The following is a 19,606-nucleotide window of genomic DNA, read 5'->3' as shown; positions in this document are numbered from 1 at the left end:
GGACGTTTTGACCGTTCAAGTTTTCGCCTTCTACCTGTTCGCGAGCATCGTCGTGGCATCCGCCACGATGGTCATTCTCGCGCGCAATCCGGTGCACAGCGTGCTCTGGCTCATCCTGGCGTTCTTCAACGCGGCGGGACTCATGGTGCTGCTCGGCGCCGAGTTCGTCGCGATGCTGCTCGTCATCGTCTATGTGGGTGCGGTCGCCGTGCTCTTCCTCTTCGTGGTGATGATGCTCGACATCGATTTCGCGGAGTTGCGAGCGGGATTCGTCAGTTATTTCCCGCTGGGCGGCGCCATCGCGCTGATCCTGCTGGTCGAGCTGGTGCTCGGCATCGCCATCTGGCAGGCCGGTGAGGTCACGCTCGCGCAGCGGGCCGCGCCGACACCGACGGACATGCCGAACATCCAGGCGATCGGCGCGCTGCTTTACTCGCGCTACATCTTCCTGTTTGAGGCGGCCGGGCTCATCCTGCTCGTCGCGATGATCGGCGCCATCGTGCTGACGCATCGCGCCCGGGGCGGCGTGCGCTCGCAGGACATTGGCAAGCAGGTCCGCCGCCGGCCCGAGGATGCCGTGCGCAACATCGATCAGCCGGTGGGCAAGGGGGTAGAGCTGTGAGCCTCTTCCGCATCAACGCTCCGTTCGTGTCGAGCGTCGTCGAGACACTTGGCGCACCCCGCTTCTCGACTTCGCTCGAAGCGAACGGAAAGGGAGGTCTTTCCGCATGATCGGCCTTGGTCATTATGTCGTCGTCAGCGCGATCCTGTTCGTGCTCGGCGTGCTCGGCATCTTCATCAACCGCAAGAACATCATCGTCATCCTGATGGCGATCGAGCTGATCCTGCTGGCGGTGAACATCAATCTCGTCGCGTTCAGCGCCTATTTGGGCGATCTGGTCGGGCAGGTCTTCGCCATGTTCGTTCTGACGGTGGCCGCCGGTGAAGCGGCGATCGGTCTGGCGATCCTCGTCATCTATTTCCGTCAGCGCGGCACCATTGCCGTTGACGATGTCAACCAGATGAAGGGCTGATCGCGTGATCTCAATCATCGTCTTCGGTCCGCTGCTGGCCGCGATCATCGCGGGGCTGGGCCAGCGCGCCATCGGCAATGTGCCGTCCAAGACCATCACGACGGGCGCGCTGTTCCTCTCCTGCGCGCTGTCCTGGCCGATCTTCATCTCCTACCTCACCGGCAATGCGCAGCCGCAGATTGTCGAGCTGTTCACCTGGATGCGCTCCGGCACGCTGGACGTCAGCTGGGCGCTGCGGGTGGATTCGCTCACGGCGACGATGCTCGTGGTCATCACCAGCGTCTCCGCGCTCGTTCACCTCTATAGCTGGGGCTATATGGACGAGGACCCGGATCAGCCGCGCTTCTTCGCCTATCTCTCGCTGTTCACCTTCGCGATGCTGATGCTGGTGACCGCCAACAACCTGCTGCAGATGTTCTTCGGCTGGGAAGGCGTCGGCCTGGCCTCCTATCTGCTGATCGGTTTCTGGTACAAGAAGCCCTCGGCGGGGGCCGCGGCCATTAAGGCGTTCGTCGTCAACCGCGTCGGCGACTTGGGCTTCATGCTCGGCATCTTCGGCATCTATCTGGTGTTCGGCACGATCGACATTCCGGCGATCCTCGCGGCCGCGCCGACCATGGCCGGTTCGACCATCGGCTTCCTCGGCATGCGCCTCGACACCATGACGGTCCTGTGCCTGCTGCTGTTCATCGGCGCGATGGGCAAGTCGGCGCAGCTCGGCCTGCACACCTGGTTGCCAGATGCGATGGAAGGCCCGACGCCGGTCTCCGCACTGATCCACGCCGCGACAATGGTCACGGCCGGCGTGTTCATGGTCTGCCGCCTCTCGCCGCTGTTCGAGACGAGCGCGACGGCCATGGCGGTGGTTACCATCGTTGGCGCGGCAACCTGCATCTTCGCCGCCACCATCGGCACAGTGCAGACCGACATCAAGCGCGTGATCGCCTATTCGACCTGCTCGCAGCTCGGCTACATGTTCTTCGCCGCTGGCGTCGGCGCTTATGGCGCCGCCATGTTCCACCTGCTGACGCACGCCTTCTTCAAGGCGCTGCTGTTCCTTGGTGCCGGCTCGGTGATCCATGCCATGCATCATGAGCAGGACATGCGCTATTATGGCGGCCTGCGGAAATCGATCCCGATCACCTTCTGGACAATGTTGCTTGGCACGCTGGCCATCACCGGCGTCGGCATTCCCGGCACCTATTTCGGCTTTGCCGGCTTCTTCTCCAAGGATGCCATCCTGGAGAGCGCCTTCGCGGCGGGCGGTCATGGCACGGGCGCGTTCTTCGTCGGCGCCTTCGCGGCGCTGCTCACCAGCTTCTACAGCTGGCGCCTGATGTTCCTGACCTTCTGGGGCAAGCCCCGCTGGGCAGGCAGCGAGCACATTCAGCACGCTGTGCATGATGCCCATGGGCATGATGCCCACGGCCACGGTCACGACGACCATGCCCACGCCGAAGCGCACGGCCATGCCGAGCATGGCGCGGAGAATCCGCCTGCGCAGGAAGATGCGGGTCATGATCCGCACGGCCATGGCGTAGATGCGCAGGCGACCGGCACGGCAGGCTATCACCCCCATGAGAGCCCGCTGGTCATGCTCATCCCGCTGATCGTGCTGAGCCTTGGCGCGGTGCTGGGTGGTTATGTGTTCTACTACAGCTTCTTCGGAGTTGAAGAGGGCGCCCGCTTCTGGGCGGCCAGCACGCTCTACTTCAACGAGCATCTGGTCCATGCCGCGCATGAAGTGCCGTTCTGGGTGAAGGCGACGCCGGCCGTCGTCATGCTCACCGGCCTCGTCATCGCCTGGCTGGCCTATATCCGCCACACCGACTGGCCGGCCAAATTCACGGCGCAGTTCTACATGCTCTACGATTTCCTGCTGCATAAGTGGTATTTCGATGAGCTGTACGATCTCATCTTCGTCCGCCCGGCCATGTGGCTTGGCCGCGTCTTCTGGAAGGGCGGCGACCAGGGGGTCATCGATCGGTTCGGTCCCAATGGTGCGGCGGCAGTCGTTGTCGCCGGCAGCCGGGTCACGCGGGCCATGCAGTCGGGCTATCTCTATTCCTATGCGCTGGTGATGCTGATTGGCCTCGCCGCGGCAGTCACCTGGGCGATCATGCCGAAATGAGCCAGAGCTTCCCCATCCTTTCGCTGATGCTCGCCGTTCCGATGATCGGCGCCATCGCCTGCCTGTTCGTCTCGGCGCAGTCGGCGCGCTGGATCGCGCTTGCCGCGACCCTGACCGACCTGGTGCTGGGCGCTATCCTCTGGCTGAGCTTCGACATGACGCCCGGTGCGGCGGAGTGGCAGTTCACCGAATATGCGCCGATCTTCGGGCGGTTCGCCTGGGCGCTGGGCATAGACGGCATCGCGCTGATGCTGATCGCGCTCACGGTGTTCCTGATGCCGATCTGCATCGGCGCGAGCTGGGAATCCGTGAAGGACCGCGTCGGCGAATATATGGCGGCGTTCCTGTTCATGGAGACGCTGATGATCGGCGTCTTCGCGGCGCAGGACATCTTCCTCTTCTACATCTTCTTCGAGGCCGGCCTCATCCCGATGTATCTCATCATCGGCATATGGGGCGGCGCGGACCGGATCTACGCCAGCTACAAATTCTTCCTCTATACGCTGCTCGGCTCGGTGCTGATGCTCATTGCGATGCTGTGGATGGTCCGCACGGCCGGCTCCACCGCCATTCCGGAGCTGATGGCCTATGACTTCCCGCCGCACGCGCAGACCTGGCTGTTCCTCGCCTTCTTTGCCAGCTTCGCGGTGAAGATGCCGATGTGGCCGGTCCACACCTGGCTGCCGGATGCGCACGTGCAGGCGCCGACCGCAGGGTCGGTCATCCTCGCCGGCGTGCTGCTGAAGATGGGTGGCTATGGCTTCATCCGCTTCTCGCTGCCGATGTTCCCGGTCGCCTCGGCCGAACTGGCCTGGCTGGTCTGGGGCCTGTCGATGGTCGCGGTGGTCTACACCAGTCTCGTCGCGCTGGTGCAGAGCGACATGAAGAAGCTGATCGCTTATTCCTCGGTCGCGCACATGGCGATCGTGACGGTCGGTCTGTTCGCCTTCAACCAGCAGGGCGTCGAGGGCGCCATGATGGTGATGCTGGGCCACGGCCTGGTTTCCGGCGCGCTCTTCCTGTGCGTGGGCATCATTTATGATCGCCTGCACACCCGCGAGATCAGTCGCTATGGCGGCCTTGCCGTCAACATGCCCAAATATGCGCTGCTGTTCATGCTCTTCACCATGGCCTCCGTCGGCCTGCCGGGCACGAGCAACTTCGTCGGCGAACTCTTGTCGCTGATGGGCATCTATCAGGCATCGAGCTGGGTCGCACTGGTCTGCACCACCGGCATCATCCTGGGCGCCGCCTACATGCTGTGGCTCTACCGGCGCGTCGTGTTCGGCGATCTGGTCAAGGACGACGTCCGCGCCATGCCGGACCTCTCGGCGCGCGAACTGGCGCTGCTGGTGCCGATTGCCGCCGCAGTCCTGTGGATGGGCGTCTATCCCGAAAGCTTCCTCGCGCCGATGCGCGGCAATGTCGCCAGCATCGTTGCCCGCACCGAGGCTGCGAAGCCCGCCGGTGACGCCCATCTCACCAAAGGCACCGGCAAAGCCGTTGACACACATCACGAAGAACACGCCGAGGGGGCGCACTGATGGATAGCCTGGGCGTATTTGCTTCGGTCCTGCCGGAAATCACGCTGACAATCTCGGGCCTGGTCCTGCTGATGGTCAGTGCCTTTGCGGGCGACAGCGCCGGTCGCACGGTGAGCTGGCTCTCGGTGCTGGCGCTGGCCGTGGCCGGCCTGCTGCTCGCCACGCCGGCGGTGAATGCCGGCGGCCTGATCTTCGAGGGTCTCTACCGCGCCGATGCCTTTGCGAGCTTCGCCAAGGCACTGATCTTCTTCGCGGCTGCGGCCTGCATCGTCGTGGCCCCGCGCTTCTTCGATGGCGACGGTGGCCTGCGCGCCGAATATCCGGTGCTGATCCTCTTCTCGTCCATCGGCATGTCGATGATGGTGTCGGCGGCCGATCTGCTGACGCTCTATATCGGCCTCGAGCTGCAGAGCCTGGCCGCCTATGTGCTCGCGAGCTTTGCCCGCAAGGATTCGCGCTCGGCAGAAGCGGGCCTCAAATATTTCGTGCTCGGCGGCCTCGCGAGCGGCATCCTGCTCTATGGCATGTCGCTGCTCTATGGCTTCTCGGGCACGACCAGCTTCACCGGTGTCGCCGCGGCGATGGCCGATGGCCTGAGCACCGGCGAGATGTTTGGCATGGTGTTCGTGCTGGCGGGTCTGGCCTTCAAGATCAGTGCCGTGCCGTTCCACATGTGGACGCCCGACGTGTATGAAGGTGCGCCGACGCCGGTGACCGCCTTCTTCGCCAGCGCGCCCAAGGTGGCCGCGCTCGCGCTGACGGTGCGCGTTGCGATCAGCGCGATGGGGCCGAGCGGCGTCGCGTGGCAGCAGATCATCATCTTCATGGCCTTGGCCTCGATCGTGCTGGGTGCCGTTGCGGCGATCAACCAGCCCAACATCAAGCGGCTGCTGGCTTATTCCTCGATCAACAACATCGGTTTCGCACTGATCGGCCTGGCGGCCGGCACGGCCGAAGGCGTTGCAGCGGTGATGAGCTATCTGTTCATCTACATCATCATGACGGTCGGCAGCTTCATCTGCGTGCTGCAGATGCGGGATGAGGACGGCAATCCGGTCGAGACGATCGCGAGCCTCGCGGGCCTGTCGCGCTCGCGGCCGGGTCTGGCGGCTGCGCTGGCGATCTTCATGTTCAGCCTTGCGGGTATTCCGCCGCTGTTCGGCTTCTGGGCCAAGTTCCTTGTGTTCGATGCCGCCGTCGGTGCGGGCCTCACGCCGCTGGCCGCCATCGGTATTGCCGCCTCGGTCATCGGTGCCTTCTATTATCTCAAGGTGGTCAAGACGATGTACTTCGACCAGCCGGCCGAGCCTTATGGCACCGCGCGCAGCCCCCTGGAATATGGGCTTATGACCGCCTGCGCGGCGATCATCGTGGTGGGCTATCTGCTCAACCCCTGGCTCGACCGGGCGAGCGCAGCTGCTGCAGCCTCGCTGTTCTGAGACCGCCGCGCGTCGCCTCCCGTGCAGGGCCACGCGGCGGTGCCCAATGGGCGCGTCGATGACCCTGGATCACCGCATGGCGTCACAGGGGCGCGGCTAGTGGTGCACGCGCGCATCCATGTCGTGCCGGAAACCGGCTCCACCAATGCCGATCTGCGCGCGCAGGCTGATCGCTGGCCGGATGGGCACTGGCTGCGCGCCGAGCGCCAGACGGCGGGGCGGGGGCGGCTCGGCCGTGCCTGGCAGAGCCCAACCGGTAACCTCTACGCCTCCACCCTGATCGCGCTGCAGCCGGACGATCCGCCAGTCACCGGCATCAGCCTGATGATGGGGATCGCGGTCCATGACGCGCTTTCAAGCCTCGCAGAGAAGGCGCCGATCCTGCTGAAATGGCCCAATGATGTTCTTGCGGATGGCGCCAAGCTGGCGGGCATGTTGCTGGAACGGGAAGGGCAGGCGATCATCGCCGGGATCGGGGTCAACATCGCCACCGCGCCGTCGCTCGCCGACCGCCCGACCGTGGCGCTGAATTCACTGCCGGGCATGGCCGGCCTCACTGCGGAGACAGTCCTCGACGCGCTGGTTCTCGCGGTCGACCGCTGGCTGCTTCTTTGGCGCGCCGAGGGAATGGCCGCGCTCGTGCCGGCCTGGCTTGCGCGGGCGCATCCCATCGGCACGCCGCTGGTGGTGACGGGCGCGGGAAGCGCCCCCGTTCACGGGCGCTTTGCTGGCCTGCGCGAAGATGGTGCGCTGATGCTGGCCCGTGAGGATGGCACACAGGCCGTCATCCACAGCGGCGATGTCGGCATATTGCCTTGAATTCGGCGCTGGAAACGCGCAACGCCGCCTGAGAGGATCAGCCCATGTTGCTAGCCATCGATGCCGGAAATACCAATGTCGTCTTCGCGCTGATCGCGCCCGATCGCACGATCCGCGCGCGCTGGCGGATCGCCACCGATCCGCGCCGCACCGGCGATGAATATGCAGTGTGGATCAACCAGCTGCTCCAGCTCGAAGGGCTGGGCATGAAGGATGTGACGGCGGTGATCGTCTCTACCGTCGTGCCGCGCGCGATGCACAATCTCGATACGCTCGCCCGCAAATATTTCGGCGTCGAGCCGCTGATTGCCGGCAAGCCGCCGGTGGAGTGGCACATCAATGTGGACGTGCCGATGCCGCAAACGCTCGGCGCGGACCGCGCGCTCAATGCCATCGCCGCCCATGACGCTTATGAGGGCGATCTGATCGTCATCGATTTCGGCACCGCGACCACCTTCGATTATATCGATTATACCGGCGCCTATAAGGGTGGGATCATTGCGCCGGGCATCAACCTGTCGCTCGATGCGCTGGTGAACAATGCCGCGAAACTGCCCCGCATCGCCATCGAATCCCCCCACAACAATGATTCCGTGATCGGTCGCACCACGGAGGACCAGATGCTGATTGGCGTTTTCTGGGGATATGTGGCAATGATGGAGGGGCTGGTCATGCGGATGCGCAAGGAGATCGGCCGCCCGGCGACTGTCCTTGCCACCGGCGGCCTCGCCATTTTGTTCGACCAGAAGACCGATCTCTTCGATGCCATTGTGCCGGATCTCACATTGACCGGCCTGGCACTCCTCTATGAACGCAGCGGAAAAAGTGCATGACGCCAGGCGATGAACTTCTCTTCCTGGCCCTTGGTGGGTCAGGCGAAATCGGGATGAATCTCAATCTCTATGGCTGTCGTGGCAAATGGCTGATGGTGGATCTGGGGGTGACCTTCTCCGATCCGTCCTTCCCCGGCATAGATCTCATCATGCCGGACACCGCGTTCATCGAGGAGCGGCAGAAGGATCTGCTCGGCATCGTGCTCACTCATGGGCATGAGGATCACATCGGCGCGGTGCCCTATCTTGCGGCCGATCTCGACGTGCCGATCTATGCAACGCCGTTCACCGCCAGTCTGGTGCGGGGCAAGCTTGCCGAGGAAGGTCTGACGGACAGCGTGACGCTGCATGTCATCCAGGAGGACGAGAGCTTCACGCTGGGCGACTTCCGGATGCGCTATCTGCCGCTGGCGCACTCGATTCCGGAAGGGAATGCGCTGCTGATCGAGACGCCCTTTGGCCGCATCTTCCATACCGGCGACTGGAAGCTCGACGACGAGCCGCAGATCGGCGTGCCCTCCACGGCGGAGGAGCTGAAGGCCGTGGGCGACGAGGGCGTATTGGCGCTCGTGTGCGACAGCACCAATGTCTTCAATCCCGAGGCCAGCGGCTCGGAAGGCTCAGTGCAGGCCGATCTGCTGAGCACGATTGCCGGCGCCAAGGGCAGGGTGGTGGTGACCACCTTCGCCAGCAATGCCGCACGCTTGCAGACGTTGGCCAATGTGGCGCGGCTCACGGGGCGCAAGCTCTGCGTGGCGGGGCGCTCGCTCGATCGCATCATCACCATCGCCAAGAGCTGCGGCTATCTGCAGAATCTCCCGCCGATGCTGGACTTCGACGCGATCATGGCGGTGCCGCCGCGCGAGGCGATGATCATCGCCACCGGCGGCCAGGGCGAATCCCGCGCCGCGCTCGCCCGCATCGCGACCGATCAACACCCGATCAAGCTGGATACCGGCGACACGGTGATCTTCTCGTCGCGCAAGATTCCCGGCAACGAACTGGCCATCGGCCGCATCCAGAATGCGCTGGCGGCCAAGAATGTGGTGATGATCACCGAGAATGACGCGCATATCCACGTCTCCGGCCACCCCGGGCGGCCGGAGCTGGCGGCGATGTATGGCTGGATCCGGCCCGAGATGATTGTGCCGGTGCACGGCGAATTGCGCCATATGGCGGAGCAGGCGCGCTTTGCCGCGGAGCAGGGCATCGAGCGCGGCATCGTGCAGACCAATGGCGACATCATCCGCCTCGCGCCCGATGGGCCGCACAAGATCGGCGAGACGCGCGCCGGGCGCCTCGTGCTGGATGGCGATGTGATCCTGCCGGCCGATGGCAACACCATGAACGAGCGCCGCAAGATCATGATCCACGGCCATATGAGCGTGGGCCTCGCCATTTCCGCCAAGGGCAAGATGCTCGGCGCGCCGGACATCCGCACCAAGGGCGTGCCGGTCGAGGATGATCGCGAGCAGTTCCTGGCCGATGCGGCCAAGGCTGTGGGCGCAGTGGTTGCCAAGGGCAAGGCGAGTGGGGACGTCGAATCCTTGCGGGAAGCGGTGCGCATCGGCGCGCGGCGCGTGGCGTTCGAGTGGACCGGCAAGAAGCCGATCGTCGACGTGACGATCGTGCAAGCCGGCTGAGGGAGGCGAGGATGCAAATCGGCTCCGCGCTGGCGATCTATTTTCTGATCTGGTTTCTCAGCCTGTTTCTGGTGTTGCCGTTCGGCGTGCGCACCAGCGACGAGCTTGGGAAGGAGAAGGTGCCGGGGCAGGCGGACAGCGCGCCCCACGAGTTCCGCTTCTTCCGCATGATCCTGCGCACGACGGTGCTCTCAGCCCTGTTCTTCGCGCTGTTCTACGCGAACTGGGAATATGGCTGGGTGACCATACGCAGCTTCGACGGGTTTTTGAACGCGCCGGAGAGCCTCCGGCAATAAGCGGGAGGCGGGCGCGCGGTTTCAGCCGCGCGCCCCGCTCAGTTCGGCCTCAATTTGGCCGAAGCCGGTCGATGCCCTGGGCAAGCGCCACGTAGAGCTTGCCGATATCCGACGAGATCATTGTCAGCGCCAGGGTGCTGCCGTCCTTGGCGGCCATCACCGTGCGCAGCAGCATTTCGAAGTCGCGGATGTAGCGGTTCACATGCTCGCGGAAGGTGGCATCGTCCTGATAGAGGGCGTGGATCTGCTTCGCCTCTGCATTGTTGACCAGCTTGGTCGCGCGCCGTGCGAATAGGCCCTGGTCGCCCTTGAGATAGGCGTTCCAGTCGCTGTCCGAGACATCCTTGTCGAACCACTTGCCGACATCGATGGCGTGCTCGCCCAATGCGCCGATGAGCATGGCCGATCGTTCGGAGATCAGATCGCGGTCCTGCGTCTCCAGCTTCTCGCGATGTGCGCTGATGGCGAGGTCGAGCGTCTTGCCGGCTTCGGCGAGGGTCAGCATGTCGCCGCTCAGCTTGTGGGTGGCCTTCTGGGCGGTCTGCGCAGCCTCGTCGGCCGCCTGAGCCAGCCGGGCCAGTTCGCTCGAGACGGTCGCCTCAACCACCTGCCGGATGGCCTTGTCGCTGGCCACTGCGAGCCCCTGCGCGGCTGCCGGGATCACGTTGTCCATCGCTTCTCGCGCGCGTGAGGCAGCAGCGTCGGCGGCATTGCGGACTTCGCCCAGCGCTTCCGCCAGACGCGGGCCGACCGTCTCGCCAAGCACCTCCATGCCACGACCTGCCTGCTCGACCGCATCGGCCAGCGCCGCGATTTGCTGGCGCTGCGCGGAAAGGGCATCCTGAGACTTGCACAAAGCCTCGGTAAGCACGCTGAGCTGGGTGTTGGTCGCCCTGTCGGACTCGCGCAACTGGCTGACGACTCCGGTCGCCACCGCTTCCACGGCTTCAAGCGCAGGCCCTGCCGTGCGGATGCGTTCGTGCATCGTGCCAAGCTGGCTTTCAACCCGGCCGATCGCGGCAGGCAGGCTCTCGTCCAGCTCGCGCACGCTGCTGTCGAGGGCGAGCAGCAACGCTTCAGTGCGCTGGATAAGCTGACCGGCATGGCCATCGCCGCGCCCCAGAGTCTCGATCAGGGCCTGGGTTTCCCCTGACAGCCGGCTGAGCGTGCCGGAAAGCTGCTGGGTGCGGGCGAGCGAGGCCTGCTCCAGCGCATCGAACGAATGGGCAAGCGCGACTGCTTGCTCGCTCGTCTGGGTCAGCCACTGCGTGCTCCTGCCGGTCTGCCCTTCCAATCGGGCATCGAGACCGTCGAGCAGGGCTTCCATCTCGCGGCAGGTGGAAGCGAAGCGATCCAGGCCGCCGCTGGATGCGCGGTCGATCGCCGCGGCGCTCTGTTCGACGAGCGCGGCCAGCGCGGCGTTCTGCGCATCGAGGCGCTGCTCGGTCGCATCGAGCACGGATTTCACGCGGTCGATGGTGAGGTCGAGACGGGCGGAGGAGAGTTCGGAGAGATTGGTCAGCTCTTCTCCCGCGTCATGCGCGCCGTCGCGCAGCCCGGAGATCTGCGCCGAGAGCGCCTTGCCGGCATCGGTGAGCTGCAGGCGGACTTCCTCCGCCACCAAAGCTGTCGCTTGCAACTGATGATCGAGCGCGTCGTGGCGCTGGCCCAGATCGCCACCGACCCGTGCGAGCGTTTCGCCCAGTGTCGCCAGCCGGTCCTCCAGCTTGGGCAGCGTATCGACCATCGCGGCGAGACGGTCGCCGACGGCACTCACGCGCGACAGCGAGGTCGTGCTGTTCTGGCCGAGCAGGTCGGTTTGCGCGGCGATTTCCGTCATGGATCGGCGCAGGGACTCGCTCGCCGCCTCGGCTGCCCGGGCGGTTTCGCGGGTCTGGCCGGCAAGCTGGCCGTTCACGTCGGTGAGCATGGTCAGGGCCTGGCGCGCTTCGCTGGTGATCAGCGCGGCGTCGTCGGCGCTGAGCGAGGCTACAGCCGCGGCCGGGCGTCGCATCAGGACCACGGCGAGACCGCCAAGGATCAACAAGGGGGCCGTCGCGACCGCGATCAGGTTGATCAGCCATGCCGAGCGCGCGCCGATGTCCGGATCGGTCCCGCTGGCGACCACAAGCGCGACCCAGCCGACGGCAATGACGCCCAAGCCCCCCAAAGCGGCTTTCCGCGCCGGGCTGAGCGGTTCGCGCTCTTCGGCGCCGCTGGCGAAGGATGTGGCCATGCCTTGATCTCCCTCAGAGGAACGATCGGGAAAGGCGGGCGCGTCCCAGCCTGCATCCGACTCGTTGCGGCGCGAGACGCCGTCCTGTTTCACGTGTTCTGGCCCCTTGTTGATGCCGCTAATCTGGTCGATATCCCGCCCATCCGTACCGTTTTGGGACGGATTTTCGACTTTTCGGGCGTCGGACATGACATTTCCTTAACATGTTCCCTCTGAGGGGGAACCCGGTTTTACACTCTGTTCACCTTTCAGAGGGTATCAGATTGCCATGGCATATGATCCTGGCACGCTCGAAGCAGCCCTTGCTGCGGCAGTCGGTTCCGACCGTGCGCTCATCGCGGATTTGCGTCGTGCATTCCTCGAAAGCGCAGGCCGGCAGGTTGATCTTCTCGCCCGTTCCCGCTGCGATGCGAACTGGACGATGGCGGCGCTGCGACTCAAGGGGCTGTGCGCCAGCTTTGGCGTCAATCGCCTGATGAACCTTGCCGACGAGGCACTGGTCGGCGCGCCGGGCGATCCGGTCATCCTGCGGCGCATCACCCAGGCGCTCGCGACGGTCGGGGCGGAAAACGAAGACTGACAGCCCGACCGTATGTGTCGGCTGATTACTCTCCAGGCAGCCCCATGTGTCGAAACGGGGGCCTTGCAATCGGGCCACCGCATTGCCAGACAGATGGTCTGTGTCGAATGTCGGTCTCTAGGTAGCATCCATGGTGCTGGTCGCTCTGCTCAGTGCGCGGAATGCCGCACGGGACGGTCTGCAGTCGCCCGTGTCATCGGCGCTGCTGGACTTTGGCGGCCAGAGCCTCATCGAATATCAGGCGCGGCTGGCGCTGGGCGCGGGCGCGGAAAAGCTCATCATCCATGCCGATGCGGCAGCGGCCGAGGCGGACTTGCCCGGCCTCACCCGCATGGCCGATCATATCGCGCGGGAGACCGATTGCCCGGTGAGCGTTGTGCGCGACATGCCGGAACTGGCCCGCACGATTGCGCCGGAAGACCTTGTTCTGCTGATGGCGGAAGGGGCGGTGATCCCCTCAGAAGCGCTCGACGCCCTGACGATCAGCGGCGGCGAGGCGGTGCTGGTGCTGCCCTCGGGCGCGAGCACGGCCAGCTTCGAGCGGCTGGATGCCAGCAGCATGTGGGGCGGGGCGTTCTGTGTTTCCGGGGCACGGCTGCTCGCAACGCTGGACATGCTGGGCGAGTGGGATCTGGTGCTCACCTTGCTGCGCCGCGCCGTTCAGGATGGCGTGGAGCGGATCATGCTGCCGCCCGAGCCGGTGCTGCAGGGGCGGCTGGCCTTCCTCACCGATCAGTCCAGTGCCGATCTGGCGCTGAATGCGCTGAGCGATTACGCCCCCGACGCAAGCTGGCGCGATGGCGGTGGCGTTGCGGCCTTGCTGGCGCCGCTCTCGCGCACGTTGCTGCGGGAATTGATGCACCGGCAGGCGGAACCGGGACATATCGCGCTGCTCGCCGTGCTGCTGTGCGCGGGCAGTGTGGCAGTGGGGCTCAGCGGATGGGCTTTCCCGGCGCTGCTCCTCATGCTGCCGGCGCTCGGCATCGCGGCGCTGGCAAATCGTTATGCCCAGCTGACCCTGCGCGCGACCGGCCGGCGCTGGCCGCTGGCGCTGGTGCAGGGCGGCGCGCTGCTGCTGTTGGGCATGACCGGTTTGCGGGCGGCAGGAGCGGACCCGCTGGCGCTCACCACGGTGCTGTTCGTAACGCTGTTCCTCACTCTTTTCACCTTCGGGTCGGAACGAACCACGCCCACCGCGCTTTGGGAAGTGCAGCTTCGCCCCGGCGTCCCGGCGGCATTGCTGATGGTGCTGGCCGGCGTTATCGTCGGCTATGTGGGAATAGCCTTTGCGCTGCTCGGCTGGGTTCTGGCCGGTCTGCTGGCCGCGCGACTGTTCCATGTGGGAAGGTCCGAATTTTAGGGCCTGTTAAGCCTGTTTGGCTAGGGATGGGGCATGACGGGCGTGGGTGAACCGGTTCAGCAACGCCATGGCGGCGAGCGGGAAGGCGCGGTGTTTGCCGCGCGCTTTGCTCGTGGGCTGGCGCTGGAGGTTCGCCATGGCGCCGATCTCGCGCGGCTGGCCGACGATGCGCCGGGCCGCTGGACTGATGCCTTGCTGGCCGAAACGCGCATCCATCTTGCCGGGCTGATGAACGCGGTCGAGCAGGCGCTGGTCGCCGGACTGGCCCGAGAGCCCGTGGCTTCGATCTCCGCTATGCCCGATGCCGGTTATGCGCGGCAGGCGATCGAGCGGGACATCGCCGTGCTTTCGCCGGACTTGCTGCGCCATCTGCGTCATCGTGCCTGCGTGTCGCTGCTGATGCGGCAATATCGGCTCGAGGGTCGCCATGGTGATCGCTCGCGGCTGGAGAGCGAGGCCAGTGACAATGGCCGGTATCTCGATGCCCTGGCTGGCCTCGCGCTGGCGGAGCGCAACTGGTGCGGGCCGATGCTGCTCGACGCGACGATGCTGCCGGATCTGCCGGCCGAACTCTATCACGATCTCGTCTGGACCGTCGCGGCCCTGCTGGTAAACGGGAGTAGCGCACAAGCCGCCGGCGCCGATCCCATGCTGACGACGGCCATTGCGCGCGCCGCCGAGGGGCTGATTGCCCGTCATGATGAAGGGCAGGGCCCCATCGCACAGGCCCGCCGCTGCGCGCGTGCGCTTAATTCGGATCAACGCTTCGCCATCGCCCCGCACGCGCTGGCGGAAGCACGGCTGCTGCTCTTCGCCGCCATCGTGGAGTGCGAGGGCGGCATTGCGCTGGACGAGGTGCTGGAGGCGCTGATCGGCCCGCAGGATCGCGATCGCTTCGCCCTGTTGCGGGTCATGGGCGTGGACGATCCCGGCGCTTTTCAGGTCGCAGAGATGCTCGGCCCGGTCACCGGTCTCGCCGAAGGGGGCGATGCCGCGCTCGTCGCTTTCGTCGAGAGCTATCGCGCGTTCGATGCGGAACAGGCCATGCAGTGGCTGCTCGACCGGATGAACCCGCGCGCGCTGGCGGACAAGCTCGCTCTGCTGGACGGCCGATGACAGTCGCGCCCCCCGGCACGGAGCCAATCCTGGCGCGGCTGGACGGCGACGGCCGCATCATCTCGGCCGACGCGCCGCTTGCGCGGTTGCAGGCCGATGCAGGCGGCGATCCGCATGGGCCGCTCGCCATTCCTGCGCTGGCCGCGCTCGTCCGCCTCGCCGCGCGGCTGCGCATACCGATTTCCCGCGCGGTGCAGGCTGCACAGGGCGAGGCCGATCTCAGCATGTGGGTACAAATCCGTCCCGAGGCGGACGGCTACGCCATGTCCATTGTCGATTGGCAGGTGCGCGCCCCGCGCCAGTGGCCGGGCGAATTGGGCGTGCTGATGGCGCGGCGTCTGGCGCCCGCCGAGCCGGGCTGGCCGTGGCAGGTGGATACGCAACTGCGCTTCCGGCAGGTTGCGGCCGACGCCGCCGCCATCGGGCATGAGCCGCCCCGCGATGGCGAGCCGCTGACGGCCTATTTCCGCCTCGATGCGATCATTGCCGACGATGTGTCGCCGATGCCGCTGGTCGAGGCGTTGGCGCTGCGCATGCCGTTTACGGACCAGCATGCGCGCCTGCGGGCCGACGATGCGGTTTCCTATCGCATTTCCGGCGAGCCGCTGTTCGATGAGCATGGTGCGCTGATGGGCTATCGCGGCCGCGCCGTGCCGCAAGAAAACCAGCCCGCACAGGCGCCCCGTGTGGAGGCAGAGGCGCCGTCGGCGGAGATCCACGATCTCTTTGGCGATGGCATGTTCGATGCCGGCTTCGCCCCCCGGCTGGACCGCGCCCTGCGCCAGCCGATCGGGCGGATCATCGCCAATGCTGGCAGCATTGCCGCGCAGGCCCATGGTGAACTGCGCGAGGAATATGCAGGCTATGGCGCGGACATCGCCCAGGCCAGCCGCCATCTGCTCGATCTGGTCGATGACTTGTCCGATCTTCACGCCATCGAGCGCCCCGATTTCCGGGTGGCGAAGGAGCGCGTCGATCTGGCCGATCTGGCGCGCCGCGCGGCCGGTCTGCTGCATGTCCGCGCCGGCGAGCGCGGCATCCGTATCCAGACACCGCCGCTGGGGGAGAGTGCCATGGGCTGCGGTGAGTATCGCCGCGTGCTGCAGATTCTCGTCAATCTCATCGGCAATGCGGTGAGGCACACGCCGCGCGACAGCACCATCTGGGTGCGCGTCGATAGCGAGGGCGGGCGCGCCCGCGTCGTCGTTGCGGATCAGGGAGGCGGCATCGACCCTGCCGATCACCAGCGCATTTTCGAGCGGTTCGAGCGACTGGGCCTCTCCGGCGGGGATGGCAGCGGACTGGGGCTTTATATCTCGCGCCGCCTTGCCCGCGCGATGAGCGGCGATCTGACCGTCGAGAGCGCGCTGGGGCAGGGCGCCCGCTTCACGCTCGATCTGCCGGTGTGGGCGGACGCCTAACCTGAGGCGTAGCGCTCAGGGCATCCGCAGACCTCGCAATTCATAGCCGATCGACTGTTCGATCTCGCAGGTCTTGCGAACGGCTGGCAGCGCCATCATCCGGTCATAATGAGCGGTGAGGCCCGGCCAGTTCTCCACTGGCAGGGCGAGCGTGTGTCGCATCCGCCAGAATAGACGGAAAAGGTGGATGTCGGCCACCGAAAGCCTGCCGCCGACCGCCCAATCCTGACCCGCCAGCCGATGCTCGGCATGTCCGAGCGCTGCCTCCGCGCGCTCTTGCCCGGCAATGAAGGAGGGATGCAGCGTCGACGCGGCGAACGACATCCAGGACAGAGCCTGCGCGGTGCCCATGGCATCGTCGGGCAGCAGCCCTGCTTCAGGAAAACGCCGCGCGAGATAGAAGAGGATGGCCGCCACTTCGGTCAACGTGCCCTCCTCGGTCACCAAGGTCGGCACCTTGCCTTCGGGGTTGATCGCCAGATAGGCCGGCTCGGCCTGCTCGCGCTTCGCGAAGGAGAGCGAGCGCAATTCAAACGGCGCGCCGATGTGCAGGAGCGCGATATGCGGCGCCATCGAGCTGGCGCCCGGGGCGATGTAGAGCGTGAGCATGGGTGATCCTCCCTGATGCCGGCAAAGGCTGTGACAAGCTTAATCCTTCTCCCCTTGAGGGAGAAGGATACGGAGCCTTGCCGCTATGAGCGGCTAGGCGCAGTTGGATGAGGGGTGGCGGATCCATGATCCGCGCGATCCCGTGGATCGCCTACCCCTCTCCCAGCTTCTGCCAGGCAGCACGCTGCCAAGCCTGCGCATCCCTCTCCCTCAAGGGGAGAGGGTACAGGGCGATCCGGCTGCTCGGCCGATTATCCTCTCAGGCGGCCTTCACCTGCGCGCCGTCATAATAGCCATGGCCGCTCCCTGCCATCTCCCGCAACTGCTCAGGCGGCGCGAAGCGTTCGCCATGTGCCGCGGTCAGCCGATCCAGCACCTCGACCACCTTCGCGGGGCCGATCGTGTCGATCGCGCTGAACGGGCCGCCTGTATAGGGCGCGAAGCCCCAGCCGAAGATCGCGCCGATGTCGCCATCCTGCGGCGTCACCAGCACGCCCTCGGCGAAGCAGCGGGCACATTCGACCAATTGGCGGTAGAGCAGCCGCTCACGCACCTCGGCCGGCGTCGGCTGGTTGAGAGCGCGGGGGAACTCCGCCGCAAGGCCGGGCCAGAGCGCCTTTTTCCCGCCGTCCGCCGGGTAATCATAATAGCCCTTGCCGTTCTTGCGGCCGAGGCGGCCGATCTCGACCATATGCGCGACGACATCATCGGCCTTCGCGGGCACATAGGCATCGCCCAGTGCGGCCCTCGCGGCGAGCGTCACCTTATGGGCCAGCTCGATGGAGACCTCGTCCGAGACGGCGAGTGGGCCGACCGGCATGCCGAGCTGGCGCCCGACATTCTCGATCAGCGCGGGGTTGATGCCCTCGGCCAGCATCTGCGCGCCTTCCTGCACATAAGTGCCAAAGCAGCGCGAGGTGTAGAAACCGCGCGAGTCATTGACAACGATGGGCGTCTTGCGGATCTGCGCGACGAAATCGAGCGCCTTGGCGACGGCGGCATCGCCGGTCTGCTTGCCGAGGATGATCTCGACCAGTGGCATCTTTTCCACCGGCGAGAAGAAATGCACGCCAATGAAGTTCTCGGGCTTCGACCACGCCTTGGCGAGGCCGGAGATCGGCAGGGTGGAGGTGTTGGAGCCGAAGATCACGTCCGGCCCCAGCACGGATTCGACCCGCTGGGTGATCTCCGCCTTGATCGCCGGGTCTTCGAACACGGCCTCGATCACGAAATCGCAGCCCTGCAGCGCGTCCACGCTGTCCGCCGGGGTGATGCGGGCGAGGGCTTGTTCCATCTTATCCGGCGTCATGCCCCGGCCGATGCGCTTTTGCATCTGCGCCTGTGCATGGGCCTTGCCCTTGTCCGCTGAGGCGAGATCGCGGTCGAGCAGCACCACGTCGATACCGGCCTGCGCCGCGACATTGGCGATGCCCGCGCCCATCATCCCGGCGCCGAGCACGGCCAGCTTTTTTGTGGGGGCCTTCTCGACGCCAGCGGGGCGCCGCGCGCCGCGTTCGGCGGCCTGCTTGGAGACAAACAGCGTGCGGACCATGTTGCCCGCCTGCGGATCGGCCACCACCTTGGCGAAATATTTGCTCTCGACCCGGATCGCCCGGTCCATGGGCAACTGGATGCCCTCATAGACCGCGCTGAGCAGCGCATGTGGCGCATGGATGTTGCGCTGGGTCTGCTTGGTGGTCATCACCGTCGCGGCCATCATCGTCTGGATGAAGCCGGGGTTGAACTGCCCCGATCCGCCGGGGACCTTGAAGCCCTTGATGTCCCATGGCTGGGTGTGGGCATCGGGATTGGCCTTCACCCAGGCCTTGGCGACATCGACAGTCTGGCCCGGGTCGGCCAGTTCATCGACGACCTTCATCGCCGCCGCCTCGGCCGGGCGCCAGCTCTTGCCTTGCAGCATGTACATGAGCGCGCCCTGGATGCCGATCAGGCGGGGCAGGCGCTGTGAGCCGCCACCGCCGGGGAACAGGCCGACGAGGATTTCCGGAAGGCCGATCTGCACCTTGGGATTGTTGCTGAGCACGCGGTGATGGCAGGCGAGAGCGAGCTCCAGACCACCGCCCATGGCCGTGCCTTCGATGGCAATGGCGACCGGCTTTCCGCAGGTCTCAAGTTTGCGCAGCAAGTCGTTGAGGGTGAAGACATTGTCGAACAACTGGCTCATGTCCGCGCCGCCGCTCGTTGCCTCGCGCAGCATGGCCGAGAGATATTTGAGGTCCATGCCCGCCATGAAGCCACTGTCCTTGCCGGAGCAGATGACGGCGCCCTTGATGGCCTCCTCGCTGCCGATCCGCGCGATGGCGGCAGCGAAATCGGTCAGGAAGTCGGGCGTGATGACATTCATCGACTGCCCCGGCACGTCGATGGTGAGAAGGGCGATGCCGTCGCCGTCGATCTCGGTCGTGATGGTTGTAGCCATGTGTGCCTCCTGACTCGTTCAATTTTTTCCCTCCGTTCATCCTGAGTAGCCACTGAGCTTGTCGAAGTGGCGTATCGAAGGATCGAGCCACGGAAAGACCCTTCG

Annotated in this window: 16 protein-coding genes; 13 read left to right on the top strand and 3 right to left on the bottom strand. The window is 65.6% G+C overall.

What is annotated here, in order from left to right:
• Positions 1-7 precede the first annotated feature (7 nt).
• The 9 genes from M2341_RS11595 (at position 8) to M2341_RS11555 (ending at position 9,739) form a co-directional block, all read left to right on the top strand.
• A complete protein-coding gene (locus M2341_RS11595) occupies positions 8-622 on the top strand; it encodes an NADH-quinone oxidoreductase subunit J (RefSeq protein WP_181560076.1) in 615 nt (204 codons plus the stop codon).
• Between the two features lie 106 nt (positions 623-728).
• Complete coding sequence (nuoK, locus tag M2341_RS11590) at positions 729-1,034, top strand: NADH-quinone oxidoreductase subunit NuoK (RefSeq protein ID WP_181560075.1); 306 nt, start codon at positions 729-731, stop codon at positions 1,032-1,034.
• A 4-nt stretch (positions 1,035-1,038) separates the two neighbouring features.
• Entirely contained in the window at positions 1,039-3,165 is a 2,127-nt protein-coding gene (gene nuoL, locus M2341_RS11585) for an NADH-quinone oxidoreductase subunit L (protein WP_264585339.1), read from the top strand.
• Positions 3,162-4,709 (top strand): NADH-quinone oxidoreductase subunit M, encoded by a 1,548-nt coding sequence (locus tag M2341_RS11580; protein ID WP_264585338.1) that lies wholly within the window; start codon positions 3,162-3,164, stop codon positions 4,707-4,709. The genes nuoL and M2341_RS11580 overlap by 4 nt, the downstream gene beginning before the upstream one ends.
• Positions 4,709-6,148 carry an NADH-quinone oxidoreductase subunit NuoN gene (gene nuoN, locus M2341_RS11575; protein WP_181560072.1) on the top strand — a complete coding sequence of 480 codons (1,440 nt, stop codon included), beginning with the start codon at positions 4,709-4,711 and terminating at the stop codon, positions 6,146-6,148. Before M2341_RS11580 ends, nuoN begins: the two co-directional genes overlap by 1 nt.
• Positions 6,149-6,250: 102 nt before the next feature.
• Entirely contained in the window at positions 6,251-6,967 is a 717-nt protein-coding gene (locus M2341_RS11570) for a biotin--[acetyl-CoA-carboxylase] ligase (RefSeq protein WP_264585337.1), read from the top strand.
• A gap of 44 nt (positions 6,968-7,011) precedes the next feature.
• Positions 7,012-7,800, top strand: coding sequence for a type III pantothenate kinase (locus M2341_RS11565; RefSeq protein ID WP_264585336.1), 789 nt, complete (start codon positions 7,012-7,014; stop codon positions 7,798-7,800).
• On the top strand, positions 7,797-9,443 hold the full coding sequence (locus tag M2341_RS11560) for a ribonuclease J (protein WP_264585335.1): 1,647 nt from the start codon (positions 7,797-7,799) through the stop codon (positions 9,441-9,443). The genes M2341_RS11565 and M2341_RS11560 overlap by 4 nt, the downstream gene beginning before the upstream one ends.
• An 11-nt stretch (positions 9,444-9,454) precedes the next feature.
• Positions 9,455-9,739, top strand: coding sequence for a DUF1467 family protein (locus tag M2341_RS11555; RefSeq protein ID WP_264570743.1), 285 nt, complete (start codon positions 9,455-9,457; stop codon positions 9,737-9,739).
• Between the two features lie 49 nt (positions 9,740-9,788).
• Here the strand turns inward: M2341_RS11555 and M2341_RS11550 are convergent, their stop codons facing one another.
• Positions 9,789-11,975, bottom strand: coding sequence for a hypothetical protein (locus tag M2341_RS11550; RefSeq protein ID WP_264585334.1), 2,187 nt, complete (start codon positions 11,973-11,975; stop codon positions 9,789-9,791).
• 268 nt (positions 11,976-12,243) lie between these two features.
• On the opposite strand from M2341_RS11550, the gene M2341_RS11545 reads away from it, so the two are divergent.
• The 4 genes from M2341_RS11545 (at position 12,244) to M2341_RS11530 (ending at position 16,452) form a co-directional block, all read left to right on the top strand.
• A complete protein-coding gene (locus tag M2341_RS11545) occupies positions 12,244-12,555 on the top strand; it encodes an Hpt domain-containing protein (protein WP_264570741.1) in 312 nt (103 codons plus the stop codon).
• A 130-nt stretch (positions 12,556-12,685) separates the two neighbouring features.
• Positions 12,686-13,915, top strand: coding sequence for a hypothetical protein (locus M2341_RS11540; protein WP_264585333.1), 1,230 nt, complete (start codon positions 12,686-12,688; stop codon positions 13,913-13,915).
• Positions 13,916-13,948: 33 nt separating this feature from the next.
• Complete coding sequence (locus M2341_RS11535) at positions 13,949-15,031, top strand: hypothetical protein (RefSeq protein ID WP_264585332.1); 1,083 nt, start codon at positions 13,949-13,951, stop codon at positions 15,029-15,031.
• Positions 15,028-16,452: an ATP-binding protein gene (locus tag M2341_RS11530; protein WP_264585331.1), complete on the top strand. Its 1,425-nt coding sequence runs from the start codon at positions 15,028-15,030 to the stop codon at positions 16,450-16,452. The genes M2341_RS11535 and M2341_RS11530 overlap by 4 nt, the downstream gene beginning before the upstream one ends.
• 15 nt (positions 16,453-16,467) lie before the next feature.
• Here the strand turns inward: M2341_RS11530 and M2341_RS11525 are convergent, their stop codons facing one another.
• Entirely contained in the window at positions 16,468-17,061 is a 594-nt protein-coding gene (locus M2341_RS11525) for a glutathione S-transferase family protein (RefSeq protein WP_264585330.1), read from the bottom strand.
• A gap of 259 nt (positions 17,062-17,320) precedes the next feature.
• A complete protein-coding gene (locus M2341_RS11520) occupies positions 17,321-19,501 on the bottom strand; it encodes a 3-hydroxyacyl-CoA dehydrogenase NAD-binding domain-containing protein (RefSeq protein ID WP_264585329.1) in 2,181 nt (726 codons plus the stop codon).
• Positions 19,502-19,606: the final 105 nt, after the last annotated feature.

The sequence above is a fragment of the Sphingobium sp. B7D2B genome (genome assembly GCF_025961895.1).
Taxonomy (GTDB): Bacteria; Pseudomonadota; Alphaproteobacteria; order Sphingomonadales; family Sphingomonadaceae; genus Sphingobium.
This window is presented reverse-complemented; position numbering and strand designations above follow the sequence as displayed.

Excerpts from the sequence above, each read along its gene's own strand:
- M2341_RS11580 (WP_264585338.1), top strand. The coding sequence starts at position 3,162 with ATGAGCCAGAGCTTCCCCATCCTTTCGCTGATGCTCGCCGTTCCGATG.
- M2341_RS11530 (WP_264585331.1), top strand. The coding sequence starts at position 15,028 with ATGACAGTCGCGCCCCCCGGCACGGAGCCAATCCTGGCGCGGCTGGAC.
- M2341_RS11535 (WP_264585332.1), top strand. The coding sequence starts at position 13,949 with ATGACGGGCGTGGGTGAACCGGTTCAGCAACGCCATGGCGGCGAGCGG.
- M2341_RS11545 (WP_264570741.1), top strand. The coding sequence starts at position 12,244 with ATGGCATATGATCCTGGCACGCTCGAAGCAGCCCTTGCTGCGGCAGTC.
- M2341_RS11540 (WP_264585333.1), top strand. The coding sequence starts at position 12,686 with ATGGTGCTGGTCGCTCTGCTCAGTGCGCGGAATGCCGCACGGGACGGT.
- M2341_RS11560 (WP_264585335.1), top strand. The coding sequence starts at position 7,797 with ATGACGCCAGGCGATGAACTTCTCTTCCTGGCCCTTGGTGGGTCAGGC.
- M2341_RS11565 (WP_264585336.1), top strand. The coding sequence starts at position 7,012 with ATGTTGCTAGCCATCGATGCCGGAAATACCAATGTCGTCTTCGCGCTG.
- M2341_RS11555 (WP_264570743.1), top strand. The coding sequence starts at position 9,455 with ATGCAAATCGGCTCCGCGCTGGCGATCTATTTTCTGATCTGGTTTCTC.
- nuoN (WP_181560072.1), top strand. The coding sequence starts at position 4,709 with ATGGATAGCCTGGGCGTATTTGCTTCGGTCCTGCCGGAAATCACGCTG.
- M2341_RS11550 (WP_264585334.1), bottom strand. The coding sequence starts at position 11,975 with ATGGCCACATCCTTCGCCAGCGGCGCCGAAGAGCGCGAACCGCTCAGC.
- M2341_RS11520 (WP_264585329.1), bottom strand. The coding sequence starts at position 19,501 with ATGGCTACAACCATCACGACCGAGATCGACGGCGACGGCATCGCCCTT.
- nuoK (WP_181560075.1), top strand. The coding sequence starts at position 729 with ATGATCGGCCTTGGTCATTATGTCGTCGTCAGCGCGATCCTGTTCGTG.
- M2341_RS11525 (WP_264585330.1), bottom strand. The coding sequence starts at position 17,061 with ATGCTCACGCTCTACATCGCCCCGGGCGCCAGCTCGATGGCGCCGCAT.